The organism is Sphingomonas sp. SRS2, from assembly GCF_000971055.1.
GTDB lineage: Bacteria > Pseudomonadota > Alphaproteobacteria > Sphingomonadales > Sphingomonadaceae > Rhizorhabdus.
On sequence record NZ_LARW01000047.1, the window covers coordinates 40,973 to 61,137 of the forward strand.

At 64.9% G+C, this 20,165-nt stretch carries 13 protein-coding genes and 1 riboswitch; of the genes, 6 read left to right on the forward strand and 7 right to left on the reverse strand.

The window, feature by feature from the left end:
- Positions 1 to 32: 32 nt before the first annotated feature.
- The 3 genes from ahcY to WP12_RS02460 all read right to left on the reverse strand — a co-directional run bounded on the left by ahcY (position 33) and on the right by WP12_RS02460 (position 2,880).
- The gene (gene ahcY, locus WP12_RS02450; RefSeq protein WP_046192184.1) at positions 33 to 1,454 is read right to left on the reverse strand and encodes an adenosylhomocysteinase; all 1,422 of its coding nucleotides are present in this window, start codon (positions 1,452 to 1,454) and stop codon (positions 33 to 35) included.
- Between the two features lie 203 nt (positions 1,455 to 1,657).
- Positions 1,658 to 2,146: a hypothetical protein gene (locus WP12_RS25165; protein ID WP_052730160.1), complete on the reverse strand. Its 489-nt coding sequence runs from the start codon at positions 2,144 to 2,146 to the stop codon at positions 1,658 to 1,660.
- Positions 2,147 to 2,319: 173 nt separating this feature from the next.
- Positions 2,320 to 2,880: a YqgE/AlgH family protein gene (locus WP12_RS02460; protein ID WP_046192185.1), complete on the reverse strand. Its 561-nt coding sequence runs from the start codon at positions 2,878 to 2,880 to the stop codon at positions 2,320 to 2,322.
- Positions 2,881 to 3,050: 170 nt separating this feature from the next.
- On the opposite strand from WP12_RS02460, the gene WP12_RS02465 reads away from it, so the two are divergent.
- Both WP12_RS02465 and WP12_RS02470 read left to right on the forward strand, forming a co-directional pair.
- Entirely contained in the window at positions 3,051 to 3,533 is a 483-nt protein-coding gene (locus WP12_RS02465) for a peroxiredoxin (protein ID WP_046192186.1), read from the forward strand.
- A 23-nt stretch (positions 3,534 to 3,556) separates the two neighbouring features.
- A complete protein-coding gene (locus tag WP12_RS02470; protein WP_046192187.1) occupies positions 3,557 to 5,005 on the forward strand; it encodes an AMP nucleosidase in 1,449 nt (482 codons plus the stop codon).
- A 103-nt stretch (positions 5,006 to 5,108) separates the two neighbouring features.
- Here WP12_RS02470 and WP12_RS02475 read toward each other — a convergent pair whose 3' ends face one another.
- From WP12_RS02475 to WP12_RS02485, 3 genes are all read right to left on the reverse strand, one after another.
- The gene (locus tag WP12_RS02475) at positions 5,109 to 5,384 is read right to left on the reverse strand and encodes a hypothetical protein (protein WP_046192188.1); all 276 of its coding nucleotides are present in this window, start codon (positions 5,382 to 5,384) and stop codon (positions 5,109 to 5,111) included.
- A gap of 150 nt (positions 5,385 to 5,534) precedes the next feature.
- Positions 5,535 to 6,602, reverse strand: coding sequence for a chemotaxis-specific protein-glutamate methyltransferase CheB (gene cheB / locus WP12_RS02480; protein WP_046192189.1), 1,068 nt, complete (start codon positions 6,600 to 6,602; stop codon positions 5,535 to 5,537).
- Positions 6,603 to 6,615: 13 nt separating this feature from the next.
- The gene (locus tag WP12_RS02485) at positions 6,616 to 6,990 is read right to left on the reverse strand and encodes a response regulator (RefSeq protein WP_443027847.1); all 375 of its coding nucleotides are present in this window, start codon (positions 6,988 to 6,990) and stop codon (positions 6,616 to 6,618) included.
- A gap of 698 nt (positions 6,991 to 7,688) precedes the next feature.
- Between WP12_RS02485 and WP12_RS02490 the strand changes: the two genes are divergently transcribed.
- Complete coding sequence (locus WP12_RS02490) at positions 7,689 to 8,324, forward strand: response regulator transcription factor (protein WP_046192190.1); 636 nt, start codon at positions 7,689 to 7,691, stop codon at positions 8,322 to 8,324.
- Between the two features lie 212 nt (positions 8,325 to 8,536).
- Here the strand turns inward: WP12_RS02490 and WP12_RS02495 are convergent, their stop codons facing one another.
- The gene (locus WP12_RS02495; protein WP_046192191.1) at positions 8,537 to 10,429 is read right to left on the reverse strand and encodes a TonB-dependent receptor plug domain-containing protein; all 1,893 of its coding nucleotides are present in this window, start codon (positions 10,427 to 10,429) and stop codon (positions 8,537 to 8,539) included.
- A 126-nt stretch (positions 10,430 to 10,555) separates the two neighbouring features.
- Positions 10,556 to 10,756: riboswitch (cobalamin riboswitch) on the reverse strand.
- A gap of 257 nt (positions 10,757 to 11,013) precedes the next feature.
- Here WP12_RS02495 and WP12_RS02500 point away from each other — a divergent pair.
- Genes WP12_RS02500 through WP12_RS02510 form a run of 3 tightly spaced genes read left to right on the forward strand, consistent with a single transcriptional unit; the run spans position 11,014 to position 20,083 of the window.
- Positions 11,014 to 12,789, forward strand: coding sequence for a ShlB/FhaC/HecB family hemolysin secretion/activation protein (locus WP12_RS02500; RefSeq protein WP_046192192.1), 1,776 nt, complete (start codon positions 11,014 to 11,016; stop codon positions 12,787 to 12,789).
- Between the two features lie 2 nt (positions 12,790 to 12,791).
- The gene (locus WP12_RS25170) at positions 12,792 to 16,970 is read left to right on the forward strand and encodes a beta strand repeat-containing protein (RefSeq protein WP_046192193.1); all 4,179 of its coding nucleotides are present in this window, start codon (positions 12,792 to 12,794) and stop codon (positions 16,968 to 16,970) included.
- Complete coding sequence (locus WP12_RS02510; protein WP_046192194.1) at positions 16,970 to 20,083, forward strand: CHAT domain-containing protein; 3,114 nt, start codon at positions 16,970 to 16,972, stop codon at positions 20,081 to 20,083. Before WP12_RS25170 ends, WP12_RS02510 begins: the two co-directional genes overlap by 1 nt.
- The last annotated feature ends 82 nt before the right edge of the window (positions 20,084 to 20,165 follow it).

Consider the following 20,165-nt stretch of genomic DNA (forward strand, 5'->3'; position numbering starts at 1 on the left):
AGGGGAGCAGGCGGACCCGCTCCCCGTGCCGATCAGTAGCGGTAGTGGTCGGGCTTGAACGGCCCTTCGGTCGACACCCCGATATACCCGGCCTGCTTCGCGGTGAGCTTGGTCAGCTTGACGCCGAGCTTCTCGAGGTGGAGCGCGGCCACCTTCTCGTCGAGATGCTTCGGCAGGACATAGACCTCGTTCTTGTAGTTCTCGCCGCGCGTCCACAGCTCGATCTGCGCAAGCGTCTGGTTGGTGAAGCTCGCCGACATCACGAAGCTCGGGTGACCGGTCGCGCAGCCCAGGTTCACCAGCCGGCCCTTGGCCAGGATGATGATCTGCTTGCCGTCGGGGAACTTTACCAGGTCGGTGCCGGGCTTGACCTCGTTCCACTCGTAATTGCTTAGCGCCGCGATCTGGATTTCGCTGTCGAAGTGGCCGATGTTGCACACGATCGACATCGGTTTCATCGCCGCCATATGTTCGGCGGTGATGACGTCGGCGTTGCCGGTCGCGGTGCAGAAGATGTCGGCGCGCTTGACTGCCTCTTCCATCGTCACGACTTCGAAACCTTCCATCGCCGCCTGCAGCGCGCAGATCGGATCGACCTCCGTCACCATGACGCGCGCGCCGCCATTGCGGAGCGACTGGGCCGAGCCCTTGCCGACATCGCCGAAGCCGGCGACGCAGGCGACCTTGCCGGCGAGCATGACGTCGGTAGCGCGGCGGATCGCGTCGACCAGCGATTCCTTGCAGCCATAGAGATTGTCGAACTTCGACTTGGTGACGCTGTCGTTAACGTTGATCGCGGGGAAGGGCAGTTCGCCCTTCTTGGCGATCTCATAGAGACGGTGCACACCGGTGGTGGTCTCTTCCGAGACGCCCTTCAGGTTCTTGACGGTCTCGGTCAGATAGCCCGGATATTTGGCGATGAACGCCTTTAGCGAGCGCTGGAACTCGACTTCTTCCTCATTCTCGGGCTCGCCGAGGGTGGCGCCGGCTTCGAGCTTCGCGCCCCACAGCGCGAACATCGTCGCGTCGCCGCCATCGTCGAGGATGATGTTGGCGGTCTGGCCGTCGCTATCCGCGCCCCAGTTGAAGATATCGCCGACATAATCCCAATAATCGGCCAGGCTCTCGCCCTTGACCGCGAAAACCGGAACGCCCGTCGCGGCGATCGCCGCGGCGGCATGGTCCTGGGTCGAGAAGATGTTGCAGGTCGCCCAGCGAACGTCGGCGCCCAGCGCGGTCAGCGTCTCGATCAGCACGGCGGTCTGGATCGTCATGTGCAGCGATCCGGTGATCCGCGCGCCCTTCAGCGGCTTCGACGCGCCGAACTCGGAGCGCAGCGCCATCAGGCCCGGCATCTCGGTCTCGGCGATATTGATCTCGGCGCGGCCGAAATCGGCGAGGCTCAGATCGGCAATGACATAGTCTTTGAATTCAGTCGCAACGGCGGTGGCCACCGGGCTTCTCCTTGGGGCTGGGGCAGCCGGGGACGCCGGCGGCAATGCCGGGCGCAATAGCGGGAGAGCTGTCGCGATGCAAATATAAAGAATTCTTTATATCGCTCGCGTCGCCCCGGCGGAGGCCGGGGCCGTCAGGTTGTTTGCGGTGATGTTGAGACAGGAGCCTCTGGCGGCCCCGGCCTCCGCCGGGGCGACGGCATCTATTGCCCGATCACCGCCATCGTCTCCTGCCCGCAACGCCCGCCGGGCAATGCCGGGTTGAGGCCCTGGCGGTCGGCAATCATCGTGAGGCCTTCGTGCGAATTGGCCATCAGCGCGGCCTCGGCGGCGGTGCTGCGCGCGGTGGCGCAGCTGTCGGCGTTGGTCCTGGCCGCGCCATAGGCGTTGGCGAGCGAGGTGGTGAAACGGTCATAGGCGGTCTGGCCATAGACCGGCCCTGCCGAGCCGATGAAAAAGGCTTTGATCCGGTCGTTGGCCGCGCCGATCGCGCCGCGGTTGGCGCGGACGAAGGCGTTATAGTCCGCCGAGATGTTGAACCCCATCGCCTGGCAGCGCAGCGTCTCGACCATCAGGAAGGTCTGGAGATCGCGCACGCGGGCTGCGCTCGCATGGTCGGCCGACCAGCAGCCGGCATTGGCCGGCGACACCGCCGACAGCACGGCCACGGCCGCGCATAAAAACTTCCGCATCGGGAGAAAACCTTGCCCAAGACTGCTTCCTATAAGCAGCCACCCCTCCGCAAGATCGACTCCAAGCCTTCATCGAGTCTTGCCGGAATTGGTTAAGAGCAGATCTAAATGTCTGATTTTTCAGTACGATAACGTAATGAGATGCCTAGTGCACGACCAGAGTGTCGAGGAGTCTACGCCCGGCCACTAGTCGATGCGAGCATGCGCGGATCGATACCGGCCGATCGCATCGCCAGATCCCATCTTTCCGGAGCGGCATGCTCGAACAACAGGCTGTCCTCACCCCGAGTCGCAAGCCAGCCATGGCGGCGCATCTCGCCATCGAGCTGTCCTTGGCCCCAGCCGGCATAGCCGAGCGCGACCAGCCACCGCGCCGGCCCCTCACCCCCGGCGATCGCGCGCAGCACGTCGAGTGTCGAGGTCAGCCCCCAGCGCCCGTCGACATCGACGGTATCCTCGCCGGTCCAGTCGAGGCCGTGCAGGACGAAGCCGCGCTGCGGCTCGACCGGACCACCGGCATGGATCGCGCGATCGGGGGCGAGCCCAGGCGCGATGTCGAGCTGTTCGAGCAGGGTATGCAGCCTGATGCCGGGCAGGATGCGGCCGACGCCGACACCCAGTGCGCCCTGATCATCATGCGCGCACATCGCGATCACCGCCTTTTCGAAGCGCGGATCGCCTATGCCGGGCATGGCGAGCAGATATTGTCCGCTGAGAGAGGCAGGCGCATCCATCGTCCGCTTTTATAGACCTCGCCCCTGCGGACGCAAAGTGGCGAACGGGTGGGATCGCCCGGCCTCATCACAGGGCGAGGGGTGGCCTCTAAAAAGCTCGCAATCGCGTCCTATGTTCTGCAACATGGCGCGGCTAACACCGCCCGAGACGAAAAGGACAGGAGACGCAGATGCCGATCAGCACCGGAGACCGTATTCCCGCTGCGACCTTCAAGGTGATGACCGATGACGGCCCCGCCGAAATGAGCAGCGATGCGCTGTTCGCCGGTCGCACCGTCGCGCTCTTCTCGGTGCCCGGCGCCTTTACCCCGACCTGCTCGGCCAAACATCTGCCGGGATTCGTCGACAAGGCCGACGAAATTCGGGCGAAGGGCGTCGACGAGATCGTCTGCACCGCAGTGAACGACGCCTTTGTGATGGGCGCATGGGGCAAGTCGGCCGGCGCCGATGGCAAGGTGACGATGCTGGCCGACGGCAATGGCGATTTCGTCAAGGCAATCGGCCTGACCATGGACGCCAGCGGCGCGGGCCTCGGCATGCGCGGCCAGCGCTTCTCGATGATCGTCAGGGACGGCGTGGTGACCACCCTGAATGTAGAGGCCCCGCGCGAATATAATGTCAGCAGCGCCGATCACCTGCTCGGCCAGCTATGAGAGAAACACATAAGGAGTAGTAATTGCCATCCACCCAGAGTCAGACCATCGTCGATCAGCTCGACGCGATCTATCAGCAATCGGTTTCCCGGCTGCGCGCCGCGCTGACCCATTATATCCGCACCGGCGAACGGCCCGATCCGGCGATGCGCGGCAACGGCGCCTTCGCCTATCCCGAAATCCGGCTGCGCTATGACGGCACGCGCGATCCCGGCCCGCTCGGTCGCGCCTACGGGCGGCTCCAGGCGGCGGGCGACTATGCGATCGCGGTCACGCAGCCAGCGCTGTTCGCCTCCTATCTTGCCCAGCAGATGGACCTGCTGATCGACGATTTCGGCGTGACCGTCGAGGCCGGGGTCAGCCGTACCGAGATCCCCTATAATTATGTGCTCGACGCGGGCGACGATCTCGACCTGACCGGCGCCGCGCCGGTCGAACTGGCGCGGATTTTTCCGTCGACCGAATTGTCGCATATCGGCGATGAGCTCGCCGACGGGCTGTGGGTGCAGGAAGAGGGCGCTGCCCGTCCGCTCGCCCTGTTCGATGCGCCGCGCGTGGACTTCAGCCTTGCGCGGCTGCGCCATTATACCGGCACGCCGCCGGGCCATGTGCAGGACTATATCCTGTTCACCAACTATCACCGCTATGTTGACGAGTTCGTCCACTGGGCGATCGAGCAGCTCGACGGCGACAGCCGCTACACGATGCTGAGTGGTGCCGGCGGGGTGGAAATTCGCCCTGGCGATCCCGACCCCAAACAGGCGATCGCCGACAGCGCGTGGCGCAAGCACCAGATGCCGGCCTATCATCTCGTCGCCCCCGATGGATCGGGGATCACATTGGTCAATATCGGCGTCGGCCCGTCCAACGCCAAGACGATCACCGATCATCTCGCGGTGACGCGGCCCGCGGCCTGGCTGATGATCGGCCATTGCGGCGGACTGCGACCCAGCCAGCGGATCGGCGACTATGTGCTCGCGCACGCCTATCTGCGCGACGACCATGTCCTCGACAGCGTGCTGCCCCCCGAAATCCCGATCCCCGCGATCGCCGAGGTCCAGCAGGCGCTGACCCACGCCGCCGAGATCGTATCGGGCGAGAGCCGCGAACAGCTGAAGCTGCGTATGCGGACCGGCACGGTCGTGACCTCGGACGACCGCAACTGGGAGCTGCGCTATACCGCCTCGGCGCTGCGCTTCAGCCAGAGCCGCGCAGTCGCGATCGACATGGAATCGGCGACGCTCGCCGCACAGGGCTATCGCTTCCGCGTGCCCTATGGGACGTTGCTGTGCGTGTCGGACAAGCCGATCCATGGCGAGATCAAATTGCCCGGCCAGGCCAACCGCTTTTACGAGCGCGCGATCGCCGAGCATCTCCAGATCGGCATCGCTGCGGTCAGCCTGCTGCGCGGCGAGGGCTCACGCCTGCACAGCCGCAAGCTGCGCGCCTTTGATGAACCGCCGTTCCGCTAAGGCCGTAATCGAGCGTCGCCTCGGCGGACACCGGGGCCGCCACCACATGCGCGACGGCCTTATCGCAAGACCAGTACCGGTCCCGGCTTTCGCCCGAGCGATATCAGTGTCGCCGGGAACCCAGCGTCGCCAGCCGCGCGGGGATGCTTTCCAGGCTGGCGGCATGGCTGGCCGCGTGGAGATCGTCGGCGCGCAGGATCGCCGCGACCGAAGCGCAGCGCTGGCCGACATGGTCGAGCGCCTGGAGACCGGTCATATGGCGCGCGGCGACCGTCTCGTCACCGGCCAGCGCGATGCCCAGGACTTCGAGCTGCGCGCGCGCGGCATCGAGCTCGTCGGCGAGCATGGCGAGAATGTCGTCCTGGCTGATCGATGTCATACTGCCCCCCGGCAAAGAGCCTGATCGTCCAAGGTGGAAGCGCTCTGCGCTTCCGCCGATGGCATAAATCAGGCTCTCCTTCTATAGTTGAGACCTTGATTCACGTCCGGGCTCGAGCAGCCTGAACGATCAAGGTCGTACATCTGTTGGTCAGGCCGCATCGGCGATGCGGCGGCAATTTTCCAGAATCGCGCCGACAATCTGATCGAGCGGGAGATCGCGTTCGATCACCCCGGCCTCGCGCGCCGCGGCGGGCGCCTGATCGACGAGGCAGGTCAGCGAATCCTGCGAGATGGTATGCGCGCCGGTCGCGCGGAGCGCCTTGAGGCCGGCGACGCCATCGGCGCCCATGCCGGTCAGCATCACCCCGACGGCATTGACCCCGGCGGTCTTGGCGGCGGTGGCGAACAACAGGCTTGCCGATGGGCGGACGCCGTTGACCGGATTGGAGTTGATCAGCCGCAGCGACGGCTCGGGCCAACGGTCGAGCACGGCGTGGGTCGCCGCATCGGTCACGATCTGGATCTCCCCGCGGCGGAGGGCGCGACCGTCCTCGGCGGGTAGGACCCTGGCATGGCACAGCGTCTTGAGCCGCTTGAGCAGCGGCGGCACGAACTCGGGCTCGATCTGCAGATTGACCACGACCGGCGGGCAATCGACCGGAAAGGATGGCAGCAATTGCAGCAGCGCATCGACGCCGCCGGTCGATGTGCTCATCAGTACGACCTTGCCGTTCCAGTCATAGCCGGCTGGCGCTGGCTGCGCCTGCACCGCCGGACGGGCGGGCGCATCGATGGCGTAGCGCGCGAAGCGGACATTGCCGGTCGCGGCGGCGATCACCAGCGCGGAGAGCTTGGCGGCAAACTCGTCGCGATTGGTCGAGCTGGGCTTGGGAAAGCAGTCGACTGCGCCGAGTTCGAGCGCCTTGAAGCTCGTCTCAGCGCCCTTCTGGGTCAGGGACGACAGCATGATTACCGGGGTGGGCCGATCGCGCATGATTTCCCCGAGGAATTCGAGCCCGCTCATCCCGGGCATCTCGACGTCCAGAGTGATGACATTGGGGCGCTTCTCGATCATCAGCTTGCGCGCCTCGGCGGCGCTCGAAGCGGTTCCGACCACCTCGATGCCGGAGACGCGCTCGAAAATGGCGCCGAAGAAAGCGCGCATCGTGATCGAATCGTCGACGATGAGAACGCGGGCTCTGACGGGAAGGCTCAAGCGTAGGTCTCCGTCACAGCGCGGCGTGGCGGATGGCGGATGCGAGTTGCACCGGATCGAAGGGCTTGACGATCCAGCCATCGGCGCCGGCTTCGCGGGCGCGTGTCATCTTGTCTTCGGAACTCTCGGTGGACAGGACCAGGATCGGCATGTCGCTGTGGGGCCCCTGGGCGCGCACCGTCTCGACCAGGCCATAGCCGTCCATGCGCGGCATGTTGATGTCGGTGATCATAAGGTCGGGGCGCTCATTCGCGGCCAGCCATTCGAGCGCGGCGACCCCGTCTTCGGCCTCGGCGACTGCATAGCCCTGCCGCGAGAGCGCGCTGCGCAACAGCATCCGCATGCTGGGCGAGTCATCCACGGTCAAAATCAACTTGGGCACGCGCATCATCCCGTTGCAAGGGCCTTCAGCCCATTCAGCATCGGTACCGCAAACCGGTTAACACCGCGTTTCCGCGGTCGCTCGTCCACATCCAAAGTCCTTATGTTCGATCATTTTTTTGGCCCTCCCGACCCCATTGCCGCAAGTCTGTCGCCGCCGCCGATCATTGGCCAGCAATAGGGCGGCCAGCGCCGGCCGCGGATCATGGTAGGAATCAGCCGATTAACCGACCTTCCTTATAGGTAAAAGTCCGGAGAGGCGGGCGGGGCTGCCACAATTATAGCAAGGCTGACTCTGTTCTTTTTTGGCGCTTTTTCCCAGCGGGCATGCATCGGACGGCACGCACCGCTGATTCATCTCCACCCAAAACTTGGCCGAATTAATGATAGTTTCTGAAATAAAATTGCAAGAACCGAGAAAAAAACAGCGGAATATATCTCATTAACGATGAAACTGGTCTGCCGCATGGTAGAAACAGTTCAGCATAGAAGCTCGGAAAAACTCACCGGCTTCAATTTGGAACTCGTTAACTCCCCCCAGGATCCCGACCGGATGCCGACGGAGACCAAAACCGACTTCATTGTTTCTAATCCGAAACAACTATCGTCATTTTTTTTGTTGCTTAAGTGCCGTCAGTGGTTAACTAACGAAAAAAGCAAGCATTTTGGTCAAGGGGGACCGGTGCGCACGGGCTGGGGCAGGCCATGACGACTAAGCGGATTTTATATGTCGTCGATGATGAGGCTATCGTTCGGGCGTCGATCACGAGCCTCGTCGAGGCGCATGGCGATTTCGAGTGCCGCGAATATAGCAGCGGCGACAGCTTCATTGCCTCGCTCGACGGGCACGAACCCGGCTGCGTCGTGCTCGATCTCCAGCTTGAAGGCCTTAGCGGCAGGGCAGTGATGCAGGCATTGTCGCGGCGCAGCAACCGATTCCGGATGATCGTCATCACCGGCTTCGGCGATTTTACGACAGCGATCGAGGCTTTCCAGGCCGGGGCGGTCGACTTCCTCTACAAGCCTTATGAGATGCGGCCGCTGCTCGATGCGATCGACCGCGGATTTCACCTTCTCGAACATGGCGTCGAACCGCCGCTGCTCGTGGCCGAAGCGAAGCTGCGGCTGTCGCGGTTGAATCCGGCGGAAGCGCGGGTGCTGGCGGGGCTTGTCGCGGGGCAGACCAATCAGGATATCGCCAAGGCGATGGGGCTCGAGCCGCGGACGGTGCAGGTCAACCGTGCCCGCGCGCTCGCCGCGATCGAAGCGCCGTCGGTGCTCGCCGCGATCCGCACGGCCACCGTCGCGGGATGGCCGGATGCCGGCTCACGCTGGCGATAGCCCCTAGGGACTAACCCGGATCGTATATTAACGCGGTGCGTGCCCGGTGCGGGCGATTCTATACGGGTTGCGCCGCGGGCGGATAGCACCGGTTATTCCGGCTGACTCGTCCCCCAATCCGAGGCGGCCCGGCGCGACACCCGGCCGGCGCCAACGCCCTTGCGGCCGACAGGACCGGCGTCTTCCCAAACGCCGGTCCTGTCCCCCTTTTCCTAGTAGACCAGCCTGATCCCGGCATAGGCGGCGCGGCCCGGCTGCCCGAAGCCCGCCGCCGTCTGGTAGCGCTCGTCGAACAGATTCTCGATGCGTCCGTAGAGTTCTACGCTGTTGGTCAACGGCATAGCGGCGCGCAGATCGACCAGCACATAGTCGCCTAGCCGGGTGAAGTGCCCCGGATCATCGAAGCTGCGTGAGACATGGCTGATCGTCGCGCCGGTGCTGAGGCCGAACGGCCACCTGTAATCGCCGGTTACATTCACCGTCTGGCGCGGACGCCGGGCGAGTTGCTTGCCGAAATTCGGGTCGGTCGGCTCGTGATTGACCGACTTGCTGTAGGTATAGTTGGCGGTGAACAGCAGATCCCTGGCCGGCTCGATACGCAATTCGATCTCGGCGCCTCGCGCTCGCGCGCGGGCGATATTGGCGTAGGTGAAGGTGCCCAGGTCGAAGTCGATCTGGTTGGCCACTTTACGCTGGAACCATGTCGCGCGAACCTCGACCGCGTCGCCGATCAGCTTCTGGGTGATGCCGGCATCCCAGCCCTTCGCTTCTTCGGGCTGCAAGCCCAGCGTCCCGAAATCTCCATAGAGCTGATAGAGCGAGGGCGCCTTGAAGCCCTCGCTATAGCTTGCACGGACGATGGTCGTCCCGGCATTGGGCGTATAGGCGAGGTCCGCGCTCAGCGTCGTCGCATCACCGAACTGGCTGTGGTCGTCATAGCGGATGCCCGCGCCGGCGTTGAGCCCTTCGATCGGTGTGGCGTGCAGATCGAGATAGACGCTGTCGAGATTGGCCTTGGCCCGGGCCGTCGCCGGCGGTCCGGAAAAGGCGCTGATCGTGCGGAGCTTCTCTTCCTGATGCTCGGCGCCGAAGGTGGCCCGGGCGATGCCGAGATCGGCGACGCCCTGATATTCGAAGCGCAGATTGCGACCGCGTCCGTCGAAATTCTTCACCGGCACGGCAGCGGGGTCATAGGTGTCGCGATCGATCCGGGTGAAGGCCGCGGCCAGCCGGTTCCTGAGCTTTCCGTCCAGCAGGTCTGCGTTCAGGCCGGCATAGCCGACGATCTGCTGCTGGCGCTGATACTCGTCGGTATCGCCGATCGAGTAGGTCGGCGGCGGAAAGCCGTCGAGGTCGACCTTGCTCTTCGTATAGAAGCCGCGCACGTCGAGCGAGATGCCGTCGGCCAGTTCGGTATTGGTCTTCACATAGCTGCCGAACAGGTGATGGCCGTCCTTCTCGGCGCCGCCTTCGGCGACCGAGATGCTATCGGTGGTCAGATAGCCCGCGCCCGCGCTGATCGCGGTCGGGCCGACCCGGCCAGTGATTGCACCCGAAAGCCGGCCGGTTTCGAAGCTGCCATATTCGCCGCTCGCGCGCAGCTCCAGGCTGTCGCTCGGCGCACGGGTGATGATGTTGACCACGCCGCCGATCGCCTGGCTGCCCCACAGCACCGACTGCGGCCCGCGCAATATCTCGATCCGCTCGAGATTGTCGGTGAGCAGATCGGCGAAGCTGAAGCCGCCGCCCGGCGCGGACGGATCGTTGAGCTTGACGCCGTCGATCAGCGCGACCGTCTGGTCGCTCTGCGCGCCACGGATGAACACGCTGGTGATCGTGCCGAGGCCGCCGTTGCGCTGGATGGTGATGCCGGGCATCGTCCGCAGCAGATCGGCGACTGACGCGGTCTGGCGCCGCTCGATCGTGTCGATATCGATTACGCTGATCGACTTGCCGACCTCGGACAATTTCTGTTCTGAGCGGCTGGCGGTGACGACGATCGTCTCGCCATCGGCCTCAGCCTCTTCGGCCCGAACAGGGGTGGACAACAGGATCGCGGGCAACAGCGCCAGCGCCGGAATCAGGTTTCTTGTAAACGTCCGCATGGATTTCCTCCCATGGATTAACCATCGGGGCCACGTCGGAAGAGATATCTGCCCCGCGCACGACCCCAGTCGAACGTCGTCACGCGAGGATATTGCCTCGATCATGTGGTGCACCCCGCCCGCATGATGGAACGACCGCGACGGGCAGGTTTCCTGGCTCTCGGGTCTTCGCGTTTCGTCCGGCCTTCCCAGATGCCGGAGCACCCAGTGACGTATTGGACGATCGCTCACCGATCACAGTTGCGGGGGCAGCCTCGGCCTGCGGGACGACCCCGCTTCCGAATTCCCTTTTTCCCGTTTCCGGGAACCTGTCGCGCCGCGGCCTCTAGGCGGAGGATCGCGGTTAGGCAAGGCGTTCATTGCGGTGCAGCAACGACAGCGGATGCGCGCCCCCCTTTGTGCGCTAGTGCGTTTTTCCTGCTTCTGCGCCGGTCTATGGGCCTCCATATAGTTGTGATGCCTGGGCCTTCATGTGTCTGGCAACGCATTGATGCGCATTGCAATATGGCAATGACATTGCTGACGAACGGGACTAAGACGACCCGCAAGGCGGAGGGGTTCGCCAGGGGCATTCGGGGGGAATCTTGCGCAAGTCGCTTTTCTCAGCAGCTGCCGTTTCGGCGCTGCTTTTCACAATCGCATCGAACGCCGCGTTCGCGCAGGTCGCGCCGCCGGCCGCCGCGCAACTCGCTGCTCCGACCCGTGAGGAGATCGACCGGCGTCCGCAGGCGACCGCGCCGCGATCGGCGCGGCTGACCGTCGACGGCGATATCGAGCGTGCGCCCTGCGCTCTCGACTCCCCCGCTTATGCCGACATCAAGGTGACGATCACCGAAGCTCAGTTCAATAATCTTCAGGGCGTCAGCCCCGAAGAGCTGAAGGCGAGCTATGCCTCGCTGCTCGGCCCCGATCGGCCGATCAGCACGATCTGCACGATTCGCGACGCCGCGGCGACCGAACTGCGCCGCAAGGGATATCTCGCGGCGGTGCAGGTGCCGGTGCAACGGATCGAAAATGGCGTCGTCCGCTTCGAGGTGCTGTTCGCGAAGATCGTCGCGATCCGGGTGCGCGGCGACGCGGGCAAAGCCGAGGGGCTGCTCGCCGGCTATCTCAAGCATCTGACCGAAGAGAAGGTTTTCAACCGCTTCGTTGCGGAACGCTATCTGCTGCTGTCGCGCGATCTGCCGGGCTATGAGGTCCGCCTCGCGCTCAAGCCCGCCGGTGGCGCGCCGGGCGAACTGGTCGGCGAGGTGAGCGTCACCCGCAGCCCGATCGACGTGAGCGCGAGCCTGCAGAATTTCTCGTCGCGCAGCTCGGGCCGCTGGACCGGCGCGGTGGCTGCGCAGGCCTATGGGCTGCTCGGCGGCGACCGGTTGAGCGCATCGCTATCGAGCACGACCGACTTCCGCGAGCAGCAGATCGCCCAGATCGGCTATGACACGCGGCTGGGCAGCGAAGGCCTGACCTGGAGCGGCAACTTCACCTATGCCTGGTCGAAGCCGGATCTCGGCGCGGCGGGCGCTGCCGGGGTGGCGCTCAAGGCGCGCACGCTCTTCGCGACCGGCGAATTGCGATATCCGATCGTTCGCAGCCAGGCGTTGAGCATCGTCGGTGCGGGCGGCATGGATTATCTGAACCAGACCGTGGCCTTTTATGCGGCGGGTACGAAGATCGATCTGTCGCGTGATCATCTGCGTGTCGGCTTCCTGCGCCTCGACATGGATGCGGCCGACATCGCCGAGCAGCGCGTGCCGATGTGGCGCGCCTCGGGCTCGGTGGAGCTGCGCAAGGGGCTCGACATTCTCGATGCCTCGCCCCGCATTCCGCCGGCCACGCCGCTCAGCGTCATCGGCCCCAGCCGCCGCGAAGGCGATCCGACATCGACCCTGGTTCGCGCCTCGGCCTCGGTCGAACTGAACCTCGGCAAAGGTTTCTGGATCGCGGCGACGCCGCGCGCCCAATATGCCTTCGATCCGCTGTTCAGTTTCGAGGAAATGTCGGCGGGCAATTATTCAATCGGTCGCGGCTATGATCCGGGCGTTATCACGGGTGACAGCGGCGTTGGCAGCGGATTTGAACTGCGGATGCCGCGCCTTGCGCCGCTTCCCAAGGTGAACCTCTCGTTGCAGCCGTTCGCCTTCACCGATGTGATGTGGGTGTGGAACCGCGGCATCCCGCTTCCCGCTAATCCCGATTTCATCGCCTCGGTCGGCGCGGGCGTGCGCGCTATGCTCAACAATCGTTTCCGCATCGACGGCACCATCGCGGTGCCGCTGAAGGCGGGCGGTCTGCAGACCCGCAACCGCGACCCCCGTTTCCTCGTATCCCTTTCATCCAAGCTCTGGCCCTGGGACAACTGATCATGCGTAGCGTTCCTTCCGACATCTTCGCCGCCGAGCGGGGCCGCGCGAAGTCCAAATCGCGGACGATGACCTCGATGGCCGTCCTCGCGACGCTGCTAGCGATGCCGATGAAGGAGCAACTCGCGTCGGCCTGCGGGTTCGATTTTGCGGGCGCACCGCCATCTGGAACGGGGTTCAACGTCGGCTTTGATTCGCAGAATGGCGACACGATCGTCACACTCACGCAGTCAACGCCAGTGACGATCGACTGGACGCCGGGCACCAGCGCCCTGGCCGCCAACGGCGGCACGGGAGCGATCGACTTCCTGGCCGCAGGCGATCACGCCTCTTATGTCAATCAGAGCGGCGTGACCGACTTCACCGTGCTGAACCTCATTTCCGGCACCAGCGGTCGCGCGGTTGCCCTCAACGGCGCCATCGACAGCAAGATCGATGGCGTGCGCGGCGGCAATGTGTTTTTCTACAGCTCGGGCGGATTTCTGGTTGGCAGCGGTGCGAATCTGGATGTTGGGTCGTTGATCCTGACGAGCGTCCCGATCGACAATTTCGATGCCAACGGCTTCACGGCCAGCGGCTTGGCTAACGCCACGTCCAGCGTTCAGATCGCGAACAATGCGACGATAACCACGAATAATTTTGTGGGCCTCGTTGCGCCGCGTATTGTGCAGAACGGCAATGTCACAACCGGTTCTTTCGGATCCATTACCGGCGGCAGCGTGGCCTATGTCGCGGCGGAGCAGGCGGATCTGAGCTTCAACGCCGGCAACGGTCTGTTCGACATTACAGTGCCGATGAACGGCGGCACCGGTAGCTCAAATGCGATCACGCATGGCGGCATGACCGCCATCAACGTTGCCGAAAATGTGCAGCGTGGCGTCTATCTGGTTGCCGTGCCCAAGAACACCGCGATTACGATGGCGTTGACGGGCGGGACCTTCGCATTCGATGTCGCTGAAGGCGTCGAGCTTACAAATCTGGGGGTGGTGCTGACCGCTGGCCGAAACACCTCGTCCGAGTCGATCGCCGCATTGGGCGATGCCACCGGCGTGGGCACGGTCAATGTCTCCGGAAACACGATGATCAACGCTCCGACGCACATCCGGTCGGGCGTCGCGACGGCATTCAGCGGCAGCCTGAATATCAGCACTTCCGGCGGACCTGCCAGCATCTACGCCGGCGCGAGCACGGCTTTCGCCGGCACCGTTTCGATCAACACCTCGCCGCTCTTCGGAGTCGCTCGAGGCGGCGACATCAATATCGATGCCGTAGGCGGCGCGTCTCTTTCGTTTCAGGGAGATGTCGAGCTTCGTGCCGATGCCTTCTCGTTTCTCGACGGTATGGCCGAAGGCGGCGATGTCAGGATCGCCGCAACGGGTACCGGCAGCGACATAACTTTTTCCCAACAGCTGGACATCTTCGCGAGCGGCACCGGCGGCTCGGGCGGAGAGGGCAGCGGCGCCGACGGCTACGGCGGCGATATCGAGATCTCGGCCGATGGTTCGGGCGCCATGGTTACGTTGAGCGGAACCAGCACCCTCGCTGCCAACGGCCTCGGCGGCGCCAGCTTCGATGGCGACGGCGGCTATGGCTATGGCGGCAAGATAAACCTCAAGACCGGCATGAACGGCGGCACGCTCGCGCTGGGCACAACCCTGACGGCCCATGCGGACGGCATCGGCGGGACGAGCGAGAGTTCCGAAGGCTTTGGCGGCGGGGGAGAGGGCGGCCAGGTGATTGTCGAATCGCTGCATAGCGGCGGCTCGGTAACGGGCGGCACTGTCTCGATATATGCGCTGGGCGTGGGTGGAGACGCCAGCGCGAACGCCGTCGGCGGCGATGGCGTGGGCGGGCTGGTAAGCTTCAACACTGGCACGCCCGATTTCGAGACCGCGCCCGGTGGGGCGCTCACCATCAACACGAAAGCCTATGGCGATGCTTCGGGAACGGGCGGCGCTGGCGGTACTGGCGGCACCGGTCAGGGCGGCCGTGACAATGATGGCGAAATCAGCGGCGCCTATGCCAACAGCTTTTCGGGCAACTTGCGGTTCCAGGGCCAGGGCCTCGAACTGAAGGCCAATGGCACGGGCGGCGACGGCATAGCCGGAGAGGGCGCCAGTGGCGGCTTCGGCGGCACCGGGCGGGGCGGCGACGTTCAATTCTTCGCCGTGACCGGGGGCGAACAAAATTTCGCGCTGAATACCTCCTATGCGTCGACGGTCAGCCTCTATGCGACTGGGCAGGGGGGTGACGGCAATATCGTCACCGGCGATACGTCGGGGCAGGACGGTGGCAATGGCGGCGCGGCCTATGGCGGCTATATTCAGCTCGGCGCGACAACCGGCGATGGCGAGATCGAGGTGGCCAACAGCTCGCTGCTCGACGCCAGCGCGCTTGGGGGCACGGGCGGCCGCGGCACCAGCATGGTCGACGATGCCGATGTCGAAGGCGGCTCGGGCGGCCAGGGTGGCTTCGCCCGGGGCGGAACCATCATCGTCGGTTTGCTGAGCGGCCGGAATACCGACGCGAACCTCGGCAGCGCCTCATTTGGCAGCGTGACGGCGATCACTTCCGCCGGCGGCGGTCTCGGCGGTACCGGCGCGATTGGCGGCAGTAGCAGTGCAGACGGCATTGGCGGGCGCGGCGGTAACGCGGAAGGCGGCTATGTCTATGTCGGCGCGGAGGGCGGTACGGCCACGCTTTCCTCGCTCAACATCATCGCCTTCGGTGAGGGCGGCCCAAGCGGAGAGGGCCCCGATTCGATGCCGTCCGGCTTGAAGGGCGACGGGATCGGCGGAGCGTTCGAGCTCGCATCGACCTATCGCTATCAGGAAGGCAGCTCGTCATTCCTGAACACGGACGAACGCGGCACGCTGCGGATCGGCACCGGCAACGTCAGCGGGAACGGGGCGCCGACGCTGATCGCGACCATTTCGGGCCGTGCTGGCGTTTTAGGCACGGGTGCGCCAAGCCCCGATATCGGCCAGTTCTATATTCATACCGAGGGTGGTGACATCACCATCGACAATGCGTCGATACAGGCTGAGGGCAACACGCTGCCGCCCGCCTTCAGTGGCGGTCAGCCGCTGGATGGCGAGGGGCCGTCGATCATCGCTGCCAATGACGGCGACATCGCGTTCGGCAATTTCCTTCTGACCGTCGACGACATCGACGCCGTGCAAGCGGACTATGTCAGTTTCATCGCCGACTCGGGAAATCTCACTTTCGCCAGCTGCTTCATTAATTCAACGCCATGTTCGGGCGTTACCGTCGGCGGTGGCGGCGGCGAGGAAGAGGGGCAGGTAGAGATCATAACGACGAACAGCGATCTCGATCAGGCGGTCGTTGGCGAGCTCTATGAAGAAACGATCGAAGTATCGGGCGGGTCGGGCGACTTCACCTATTCGTTGAGCGGCGCACCCGAATGGCTTTCTATCGACAGTGAAACGGGTCAGCTGAGCGGAACGCCGCCGGAAGGATCGACCGGTTCGGTGCCATTCTTCGTCATCGTCTCCGACAACATCGCGGAAACATCGGACTCGATGTCGTTCGCGTTCACCGTTCGCGCCGCCGAGGTGAACCCGTCGCCGCCGCCGCCGCCGGTATCACCTCCACCGCCGCCGCCGCCGCCGCCGCCGCCTCCTCCTCCTCCTCCGGTGTCACCGCCGCCGCCGGTCGACCCCGTGTCGCCGCCGCCTCCGCCGGTCGATCCGGTGTCACCGCCGCCACCGCCGATCATCGAGGATCCGGTGATCGTCGACGCGGTGACGCAGGAGACGAGCCAGATCACCTCGAGCATCCAGTCTTCGCTGACCGGCACCCGCACCGCGGGCGGCAGCGTCAGCAGCAGCTCGACCGGCAACACCAGCGCGACTGGTTCGGGCGAAGCGGGCAGTTCGGGCTCCAGCGCCGGATCAACCACCCAGACCGCCAGCGCCGATGATAGCGGAGGCAGCGCCGCCGATGAGGGCGGCGATGACGAGGGCGGCGAGGATAGCGCCAGCACGGCGAGTTCCGGCGGCGCGGTCGGCGGCACTAATGTGCTGATTGACACCAGCCGCGTGAACACGGGCGGGCCGCAGATCGACACGCCGATTACCAGCGGCGGCAACAGCAGTCTGTGGAGCGGGGCCGATGGTATCGGCGACACCGGCTCTGACGGACCAGGGGGGAATCAGTGATGCGGGGCAAGGGTTTCGGATTTGGCGGGGCGCTTCTCGCCGTCGCCATGCTCGCTGCGCCGACGGGCGCGCCGGCCGCAACACAGCCGGGCGCGCTTTCGCTGCGCAACAGCTTCCGGATCGGGTCGACCGGGGTGCTCTGCACCGCGCAGAACCGCGCGGTCAGCCCCAATCTGGCCGGCATGTTCGATCGCGGCTACCGGATCGTCTGTCGCGATGCGGCAGCGCCGGTTGGCCGGCTCTTCGCGCTGCGCAGCGGCGCCGACGATCCCGTGGAACGCGTCGGCAAGAACACCGACACCCCGGTCAATTGCGCAGCCCCCAAATCGGTGACGATCGGCGCGCTGAGCAACGTCGAGGAACGCGAGTGCGTCGATCCGACCAACCAGCTCGCCTATAAGAGCTATGCCTATAGCAAGGGCCGCGTCGTCTACATCGCCGATGGCCTCGGGGGCTATGACAGCGCGCTTCAGCTCGGCCTCCAGACGATCGTCGCCGACGCGATCGTCAAGGGCGAGGTTCAGGTCGCGACCACGTCTGCCGGCGATCCGGCGGCGTTCGCGCGCGTTCAAGCGGGCGCGCTCGACAGCGACAGCGCGCTTTCCGAAGCCTATGCGCGCAACAATGACGGCTCCTATGCCGAAGCCGCGGAATTCTTCGAGGCGCTCGTCGAGCGCGATTCGAGCAGCGTCCGGGGCGACGCCCGGCTGTCCGAATATCTCGCCAACCAGGCGCTCCAGGAATCGAACCAGCGCAATTTCTCGGCGGCTGACGCGCTGTTCGCACGGGCCTCGACGCCCAGCGCGCTCGCCGATCCGATCACCGGGCGCATGCTGCGCAACTTCTACGCGATCCATTTCCTCAACCAGAACAAGCTCAAGGACGCGATCGAGCAGTTGTCGAAGCCGGTGGCCGAGGTCGAGTCGAAGGTTGCCGCCGACACCAAGCTCAAGACCGGCGAGATTTCGGGCGACATCGCCGAAGATCTCAACCGTGAGAGCAAGGAGATGAACAATCTCGGCGGAGCGCTCGACGGGCAGCTCCAGCCGTTCGAGCGCGCGCAGGTGCTCGACGCACAGGCGCTCCAGCTGCGTGGCGTGGCATTCCGCATCAACAAGAATTACCCGAAGGCGCGTGAAGCGTTCGGCCAAGCGGTCGATGCGATGCAGGCGGTCCGGGAGGGTAAGCTGAACAGCACCGGCTGGCTGCGGTCGAACATCCAGAACGAACTGGCGCTGGTCGCCGAGGTCGAGGGCAATATTCCCGAGGCCGAGCGGCTCTATGCCGATGCGCTTCAGGTGGTAGAGATCCAGCATCCGAACACCGCGATCTCGCTCGGCGCCAAGGCGCGCTTCGCCGGCTTCCTGAGCCGCCATGGCCAGGGCGACCGCGCGATGACGATGTATGGCGAGGTCATTTCGGCGGCGGAGAACCTGCCCGGCGCGATGAGCTCGATCCGCTCGCTGCTGCGTCCCTATTTCCGCCTGCTCGCCGAACGCTCGTCGACCGATCCCCGCGCGGTCTCGCTGATGTTCAGCGCGAGCCAGGTGATGCTGCGTCCCGGCATCGCCCAGACCCAGGCGCTGCTCGCGCGCGAGCTTTCGGGTGGCGATGACGAGGCCGCGAGCCTGTTCCGCCAGTCGGTGACGCTGTCGCGCTACATAGCCCGGGCTACCGGCGACATCGCGCGCATCACATCGACGCCGGCGTCGGTCGACAGGGCCGCGCTGACTGAGGCGCAGACCCGTCTCGCCCGCTATTCGCGCGACCAGACGGTGCTGCAGGGCAAGCTCGGCAAATTCCCACGCTACCGGGTGCTGTCGCCGCAGACCATGTCGGTCGAAGAGCTTCATAAGGCGCTGCGTCCGGGCGACGGCTATTACAAGGTCACGCTCGTTTCGCAGGACATCTATGCGATGTTCGTGACCCGCGATGTTGCGCGCGCCTGGCGGCTCGACATGACCACCAAGCAGCTCGAGGACATCGTCGCGCAGATCCGCGATTCGGTGGTGAAGATCGAGAACGGCCAGGTCGCGACCTATCCGTTCGACGTGGTGCTCGCGCGCAAGCTCTATGTCTCGCTGATGGGACCGGTCGACGCCGATCTCCACAAGGTCAGCAACTTCATCTTCGAGCCCGATGGTCCGCTGCTCCAGCTGCCGGCCAATCTGCTGCCGATCGAGCAGGCCGGTGTCGACGCCTATCTGGCGCGGCTCAAGAAGCCCAAGGCCGACGAATTCGATTTCCGCGGCGTCGCCTGGCTCGGCCGCAACCGCGACGTGTCGACCGTGGTCAGCCCGCGTTCGTTCGTCGATGGGCGCGATGTCGCCAGCTCGAAGGCGGTGAAGGGCTATATCGGCCTTGGCGAGAACAGCCGCCCGGGGCTCAATCCGTTCTTCGTGCCGCCGCCCGCCATGAACGATAACTGCGCGTGGCCGCTCAGCAACTGGAACAATCCGATCTCGTCGTCGGAGCTGTTCCTCGCCAGCGGGATCATCGGTAAGGATAAATCGGCGCTGATTACCGGGGGCGACTTCTCGGACTCGACGATCCAGGGCCGCACCGATCTGTCCGATTATCGGATCATCCACTTCGCGACCCATGGCCTCGTCACCGCGCCGCGCCCCGAATGCCCCTCTCGCCCGGCGCTGCTGACCTCGTTCGGCGGCGGCACCTCGGACGGGCTGCTGTCGTTCAAGGAGATCTTCGACCTCAAGCTCGACGCCGACGTCGTGATCCTGTCGGCTTGCGATACCGCCGGCATGGCGACGGTCTCCGCGACGCGCGAGGCTGGCGTCACCACGGGCGGCAACTTCGCGCTCGATGGCCTGGTCCGCGCCTTCGTCGGTGCGGGCGCGCGCACGGTGATCGCCAGCCATTGGCCGGTCCCCGACGACTTCAACGCCACCAAGCGGCTGATCACCGGCCTGTTCACCGCGCCAGCGGGAACCGGCATGGCGACAGCAATGCGCAAGGCGCAGATCGGTCTGATGGACGATGCAGACACCTCGCATCCCTATTACTGGTCGGCGTTCGCGATCGTCGGCGATGGCGAGCGCGCGCTGCTCCCGATGTCGAGCGTGCCGGGCAGCACGGTGCAGGCCACGCGTTGACACAATCGGTCTCCGAGACGCTCGGGTGAATCCCGGCGACTGATGTAGAAGCGGCGGCACGCCCAGATTTCGTTTCGCCGTC

What these genes read in the sequence shown, in the direction of transcription:
- WP12_RS02490 (WP_046192190.1), top strand. Translation starts at nt 7,689, where the DNA reads ATGACGACTAAGCGGATTTTATATGTCGTCGATGATGAGGCTATCGTT.
- WP12_RS25170 (WP_046192193.1), top strand. Translation starts at nt 12,792, where the DNA reads ATGCGTAGCGTTCCTTCCGACATCTTCGCCGCCGAGCGGGGCCGCGCG.
- WP12_RS02460 (WP_046192185.1), bottom strand. Translation starts at nt 2,880, where the DNA reads ATGGATGCGCCTGCCTCTCTCAGCGGACAATATCTGCTCGCCATGCCC.
- WP12_RS02465 (WP_046192186.1), top strand. Translation starts at nt 3,051, where the DNA reads ATGCCGATCAGCACCGGAGACCGTATTCCCGCTGCGACCTTCAAGGTG.
- WP12_RS02495 (WP_046192191.1), bottom strand. Translation starts at nt 10,429, where the DNA reads ATGCGGACGTTTACAAGAAACCTGATTCCGGCGCTGGCGCTGTTGCCC.
- WP12_RS25165 (WP_052730160.1), bottom strand. Translation starts at nt 2,146, where the DNA reads ATGCGGAAGTTTTTATGCGCGGCCGTGGCCGTGCTGTCGGCGGTGTCG.
- WP12_RS02510 (WP_046192194.1), top strand. Translation starts at nt 16,970, where the DNA reads ATGCGGGGCAAGGGTTTCGGATTTGGCGGGGCGCTTCTCGCCGTCGCC.
- WP12_RS02485 (WP_443027847.1), bottom strand. Translation starts at nt 6,990, where the DNA reads ATGCGCGTGCCCAAGTTGATTTTGACCGTGGATGACTCGCCCAGCATG.
- WP12_RS02475 (WP_046192188.1), bottom strand. Translation starts at nt 5,384, where the DNA reads ATGACATCGATCAGCCAGGACGACATTCTCGCCATGCTCGCCGACGAG.